Raw genomic sequence first — 6,844 nt, forward strand, 5'->3', positions numbered from 1 at the left:
AGGCGACCTCAATAACCTGACTCTGCAACCCACCGAAGCCACGGAGTTGGCGCCCGGACAAATCCGCGTCGCAGTGCGCGCCGCCGGCCTCAACTTCCACGACGTGGTCGTCGCGATCGGTGCCATCCCGGACGACGGACTCGGCGGTGAAGCCGCCGGCGTGGTCATCGAGGCCGCCCCCGACGTCACTACCCTGCGCCCCGGTGATGCCGTGATGGGGCTCTTCCCCAACAACGCCTTTGCCCCCACCGCCACCGCGGACCATCGAATGGTCGTCCCGGTCCCGCCGGGATTGTCGTTCGACCAAGCGGCCTCGGTGCCGGTCGCGTTCTTGACCGCCTACATCGCCCTGGTCGAAATCGCGGGGTTGCGCGCCGGCCAGCGCGTACTCATTCATGCCGGCGCCGGCGGCGTCGGCCAGGCCGCGATCCAGATCGCGCGCCACTTGGGTGCACAGGTGTTTGCCACCGCCCACCCCAGCAAGCACCATGTCCTTACCGGTCTGGGGGTCGCCGCCGAGCACATCGCCTCCTCACGCACGCTGGAATTCGTCGAGGCGTTCGCCAAGGCCACTGACCACCAGGGCGTGGACGTGGTGCTCAACAGCCTGGCCGGCGACTTCGTCGACGCCTCGCTGCAACTGCTGCCCCGCGGCGGCGCCTTCGTCGAGATCGGCAAAACCGACATCCGGGTGCCCCGCCAGATCACGGATGCCCACCCCGGCGTCACCTATCGGGCCTACGACTTGCACGCGGCCGAACCTCGCGACCTTGAGCCCGCATGGATGGCCCTGAGCGAACTCCTCGCCACCGGAACCCTGCCGCCACTGCCCACCACCAGCTACGGCCTGCTGCAGGCTCGGCAAGCGTTCCGGGACATGAGCCAGGCCCGCCACACCGGCAAGATCGTGCTGATTCCCCCAGCCCGTTGGGATCCCGAGGGCACCGTGCTGATCACCGGCGGCACCGGCATGCTGGGCGCGGTATTCGCCGAACACCTCGTCACGGGCCACGGAATGCGGCACCTGCGGCTGGTATCCCGCCGCGGGCCCGACGCCCCGGGCGCCGCCGAGCTGGAGCAGAAGTTGACCGAATTGGGAGCTGAAGTCACCATCAGCGCCTGCGACACCAGCAACCGTGCCGAGCTGGCCGCGCTGCTGGAGTCCATCCCCAGCCGACACCGGCTCACCGCGGTCATCCATGCCGGAGGCGTACTCGATGACTCCGTGGTGACCGAATTGACCGGCGCCCAGCTGGATACGGTGCTGACGGCCAAAGCCGACGCCGCCTGGCACCTACACGAGCTCACCGCCGACCATGACTTGGCCGCGTTCGTCCTGTTCTCCTCGGCGGCGGGCACCCTGGGCAATCCCGGCCAAGCCAACTATGCCGCCGCCAACGCCTTCCTCGACGCCCTGGCCCACCATCACCCCGCGGCCACCAGCCTGGTTTGGGGCTACTGGCCGGGCGAGTCAGGGATGACAGCCCACCTCGGCGCCGTCGACCGGGCCCGGGTCACCCGGACCGCCTGGACCCCGATCACCACCGAACGCGGCCTGGCCCTGTTCGACGCCGCCCTTGCTCACCAACAAGCCAACGTGTTACCGGCGCCGGTCAACCCACGCAGCCTCAGCCAGCTCGCACAACGCCATGCCCTGCCGCCGATACTGTCCGCACTGACCAACGCGCGGCCGCAGGCGGCAACCACCGCCAGCCCGCACACCCTGTCCGCGCGACTGGCCAGCCAGACACCCGAGCAGCGCCGGCAGACACTGATAGATCTCGTGGTCGCCAGCACCGCGACCGTGCTCGCTCACCCCGACCCGGCCGGCCTCGACCCCGACCGGCCCTTCACAGACCTCGGCATCGACTCACTAACTGCTCTCGAGCTGCGCAATGCCCTCGCCCAGCACACCGGCCTCACCTTGGCCCCCACCCTGATCTTCGATCGCCCCACGCCCACCGCCATCGCAAACCAACTCGGCCAGATGTTGATCCCAAGCGAGGAAAACACCTGCGGCCCAGCCGATATGAGGGAGGCTGAGATTCAGCGTCTGATCGCCTCCATCCCGGTCAGCCGGCTCAGAACCGAAGGGGTGCTGGACCTGCTGTTGGAGATGGTGGGTCAGGGCCCTCAGGCCCGCAACGCCCACGAGGTTGCCGTCCCCGAGATGGACCTCGATGACCTGGTCAACCTGGTGCTGGACGAGGACTGACCAGATCAAGCCGGCGCCGCCCGCGTAGCTTCCAGCCGAACGCGAATGTTGAACGGATGCAGTCAGCTAGCCCGTACGTACCTTTACTTGCGCCCGCGCCGGCGGGGCCGGGTCGGTGCTGTAGGGCACGATGAGCGGGAAATCCTCACTCACCGAGATGATTTCGTGGCTTCGGATGATCGTTGCGACAGCCAACGTGGCTTCGAGCATGGCGAAGTGGTTACCGATGCAAGAGCGGGGCCCGGCGCCGAACGGAATGTATTGCCAGCGGTCGCGGCCGGCCGAGTTCTCCGGACTGAAGCGATCAGGGTCGAATTCCAATGCACGGTCCCATATTTCGCGGTCTCGCTGCAAAGCAAAAATTCCGACACTGCACATGGTGCCGGCCTCGACACGATAGCCGGCCACCTCGATGTCTTTGGTGGCCACGCGCGCAACACTTGCGGTAGGCGGGCATAGCCGCAAGGCCTCCTGAATCACCCGGATCGTGTAGCCCAGCCTCGAAACGTCGTCAGGCGTCAGCTCCCGGTCACCGATAGCAGCAGCTTCAACGCGAACCCGCTCTTGGATATCGGGGTAGCGGCCGAGCGCCCAGAGCGTGCAAGTCAGTGCCATCGCCGTGGTGTCGTGCCCGGCATAGATGAAAACAACGAGTTCGGCGTGGATCTCCTTATCAGACAGCTTGCGCCCGGTGTCGGGATCGCTGGCTGCCATCAACGCGTGTACCAGAGGCGCGTCGCGGTCGGGGTCTTCGCGGCAGGCCTGCAGGATCGCCTTCGCGAGGCCATGCAGGGTGTTTTTGGCGGCAACCGCCCGGCGGCGCGCACGAGTCGGTAGCCATCGTGGCGCCCGGATCGGTTTGGTTGCCCGCTGGGTCACATAGCCCAGCACGACACGCAACGGCTCATCGATAGCTTCGGTGTGTTCGTCAAGATCGAGACCCAGTATTGAGCGGCCCAGCGCGCGCATGGTAAGCCGGCGGCACTCTGCCTCCAGATCGATCTCTTCAGCGTCTTGCCAAGTGGCAGCGATTGTTTCAGCGGCTTGGGCCATATGGCCACCAAAGGCGCGGACCTGCGATCTGGTGAAGGCCGGTTGTAGTGCGCGCCGCCGCGGCCGCCATTTTTTGTGCCGGAGCGCAAGGAGTGCGGGTCCGAGCAGTGCACACAACTCGTCCTGAAACAGCGTTACATCGGTCCACGACCCCGAGGCGCTGAGAACGTCGCGCGCGGCCTGCGCCGAGGTGACCAAGACAATATCGGGAAACAGCCATTTCGGCCCCAGCTTCAGCCGGGTGATCTTTCCACCGGTATCGCGCAGTCGTTCGATGCCACCGTGACACTGGGCGATAGCCGCCACCTGTTCCCTGACCGACAACGGATTTCTCGGCACCAGCGGCAACGCCGCGATGTCGGGGCTTGTGTCGGTGTTAAGCACGATCGGAACCTGCCACTTCGGACGGCCCCGGGAGTGCGAGCGCGATCAGTTCTTCAGGGCTCAGCGCATCGATGATGCCTTCGAGATTTTTTTGGTGACTTTGACGGTCCATCCCTTTGCGATCCTTTCGATCGGTTCGCGGCGTCGCCGTTTCGGTAACCATCAATAACAACTTGTCAAGCAGGCCTGCGTCTTTGAGATCCTCGATCGGGATCGTTCGCAGGGCCGACCAGATCTCTTCCGCTTCGGTTTCGGAACTCACTTGTCCGCCATCCCCTGATTCAACGTGATTGTCGAGCCTGAGTTGTTGATTGAGATGTTGCGTCAGTGTCGCGGGGGTCGGGAAGTCGAAGACGAGGGTGGGTTGCAGAGTGAGTCCGGTGGCGGTGTTGAGCCGGTTGCGCAGTTCCACTGCGGTCAATGAGTCGAATCCCAGCTCCTGGAAGGTGGTTTCGGGGGTGACGTCGTCGGCATTGGGGTGTCCCAGCACGAGCGCGGCCTGGGCACAGACCATCTGCACCACCAGCTCGTGTTGCTGGTCGGGATTCAGGCCGGGTAGGCGTTGCGTCAGGAGCGGCTGGGATTTGGCGGGAATGTCCTCGACGCGCCGACGCACGGATCGGCGAGTGACGAGCTCATTGAACAGCGCCGGCAGATCCGCACTGAGTGCCGGGTTGGCCAGCGTGTTGTGGTTGAGGCGGGTGGTCACGACGGTGGCAGCGTCGTTGATCAGTGCGGCATCGAACAGTTCGACGGCTTGCTCACCGGTCAGGGCGGCCACGCCGACCCGGCTCAGCCGGGCCACATCGCTGCAGTCCAGGTGCTCGGTCATCCCGCTGGCTTGTTCCCACAATCCCCACTGCAGCGAGATACCCGCCAGCCCCTGGGCTCGCCGCGTAGACGCCAAAGCATCCAAGAATGCGTTCGCTGCCGCGTAATTGGCCTGGCCCGCGGTGCCAACCAGACCAGCCATCGACGAACACAACACAAACATCGGCAGAGCCAGATGAGCGGTGGCCGCATGCAGATTCCACGCGCCATCAACCTTGGCCCGCAACACCGTATCCACCCGCTCCGGCGTCAACGACCCGATCACGGCATCATCCAGGCTCCCCGCGGCATGAATCACCCCCGCCAACGGTGGGCCCTGCGCCTGCACCTGCGCGACCAACGCCGCCACCGCGTCGGCATCGCCTACATCACAGGCCACCACCTCCACGCGGGCACCGTGGTGGGCCAGTTCGGCCGTCAGCTCGCCCACTCCCGCAGCCCGCCGCCCCGCCCGACTGACCAACACAAGATGCCTTACCCCGTAACGCATCACCAGGTGACGGGCCAACACCGCACCGACCATCCCGGTGCCTCCGGTGATCAGCACCGTGCCCGCTGCCAACTGCTCGGCAAGCAACCCCGGTGCGGTCAGGACCACCTTGCCAAGATGGCGGGCCTGGCTGACAAACCGGTACGCCTGCCGAGCGCAACGTACATCCCATGTCCGCACCGGCAGCGGCCACAGCCGTTGGTTCTCAAACAATTCCACCAACTCGGCCAGCATCTGCCCGATCCGGCGCGGGCCGGCCTCGACGAGATCGAAGGCCCGATACCGCGCAGCGGGATAATGCGCTGCGATGAGCTGCCCATCTCGGATATCGGTCTTGCCCATCTCGATGAACCGACCACCCGGAGTCAGCAGCCGCAATGAGGCATCGGTGAACTCCCCGGCAAGCGAGTTCAGCACCACATCAACCCCGCGGCCACCGGTTGCCGCCAAGAACTTCTCTTCGAAATCGACGGTGCGCGAATCCGCGATGTGATCATCGTCAAAACCCATGGTGCGCAACGTGTCCCACTTGGCTCGGCTGGCCGTGACAAACACCTGCGCCCCCCACAACCGGGCCAGTTGCACCGCGGCCATACCTACCCCACCGGTGGCGGTATGCACCAACACCGTCTCCCCCAGATCCAACCCCGCCAGATCCCTCAACCCGTACCACGCGGTCAGGAACACCGCGGGCACACTGGCAGCCTGCGGAAACGACCATCCCGACGGGATCTTGACCACCATCTGCTGATCAACCACCACCTGCGAACCCGCCCCGTCCACCAACCCCAGCACCGAGTCACCCACGGCCAGCCCACTCACTCCCGCGCCGACTTCAACGACCACCCCGGCCCCCTCCAGACCGAGCACCGGCGATTGGCCGGGGACCATCGCCAATGCGACCAGCACATCCCGGAAGTTGACCCCGACGGCAGCCAGGGCAACCCGCACCTGCCCCACTCCCAAAGCCGTCCGTCCGTGCGGGTGGGGCCGCAGCACCACCTCCGCAACGGCGCCCCCCACACCGGCGGTCAGCTGCCAGCCCGCATCCGGCAATGTCAGCGCGGGTTCGACCGGAGTCAGCCGGGCCGCATAGCTGATGCCGGCACGCACCATCAGCTGAGCTTCACCCAGGGCGATCAACGCCGCCACTTCCACTGGCGCATCGGCATCGACGAGCACCATCCGCCCCGGGTTCTCCGTCTGAGCCGAGCGCACCAAGCCCCAAATCGCGGCACCGGCCGGGTCGGTCACCGGCTCGCGCGGTCGCCCGGCCGCACCACAGGTCTGGACGACCAGCACCCCGGCCCGTTCCGCGGCGAGCCAGGTTTGCAACACCTCCAACACCGCGTGCGTGCCTGCATACACCGAATCCACTACCGCGGCGGCAGGGTCGGCTGCCCAGCGCCACACCACGACCGTCTCGGCGGCGTCGCTGGTGCCGGCGCTAACGAAGTCGCGCCACTCCAGCGCCACGCGAGGTTCAACGACGTTAGTATCCAGTGTGATTGGCGACCACGCCAGCTCCAACAACCCGTCCGCCCGCCCACCGCCGGCCGCGCTCTGTAACTGATCGCCGCTGATCTGACGGGTCAACAACGATCCCACCGACAACACGGGTAAGCCGGCGCCATCCGCAAGCGCCACGGCCAGCGCGTCCTTACCGCTAGGAGTTATCCGCACTCGCAATCGTCGGGCACCGGCACCATGCAGACGCACCCGCTGCCAGCAAGATGGCAGCAGCACCCCGACATCCGGGGTGCCCCAACGCCTAACCGAGACCACCGCATGCAGGGCGGCATCCAACAGCGCCGGATGAATCCCCATCGCGGCCACATCCACACCCTCAGGCGCGATCACCTCGGCGAACA

General features: G+C 66.1%; 3 protein-coding genes. 1 reads left to right on the forward strand and 2 read right to left on the reverse strand.

What is annotated here, in order from left to right; genetic code table 11:
• Positions 1–2,215, forward strand: a 2,215-nt coding sequence (locus F0Q45_RS23335; RefSeq protein ID WP_149656163.1) for a type I polyketide synthase, incomplete at its 5' end; no start/stop codon positions are given.
• A gap of 66 nt (positions 2,216–2,281) precedes the next feature.
• Here F0Q45_RS23335 and F0Q45_RS23340 read toward each other — a convergent pair.
• Positions 2,282–3,652, reverse strand: coding sequence for a cytochrome P450 (locus F0Q45_RS23340; protein ID WP_262491136.1), 1,371 nt, complete (start codon positions 3,650–3,652; stop codon positions 2,282–2,284).
• On the reverse strand, positions 3,645–6,844 hold a 3,200-nt coding region (locus F0Q45_RS23345), incomplete at its 5' end, for an SDR family NAD(P)-dependent oxidoreductase (RefSeq protein WP_149656165.1). The genes F0Q45_RS23340 and F0Q45_RS23345, both read right to left, overlap by 8 nt.

Source organism: Mycobacterium simiae, assembly GCF_008370645.1.
GTDB lineage: Bacteria > Actinomycetota > Actinomycetes > Mycobacteriales > Mycobacteriaceae > Mycobacterium > Mycobacterium simiae_A.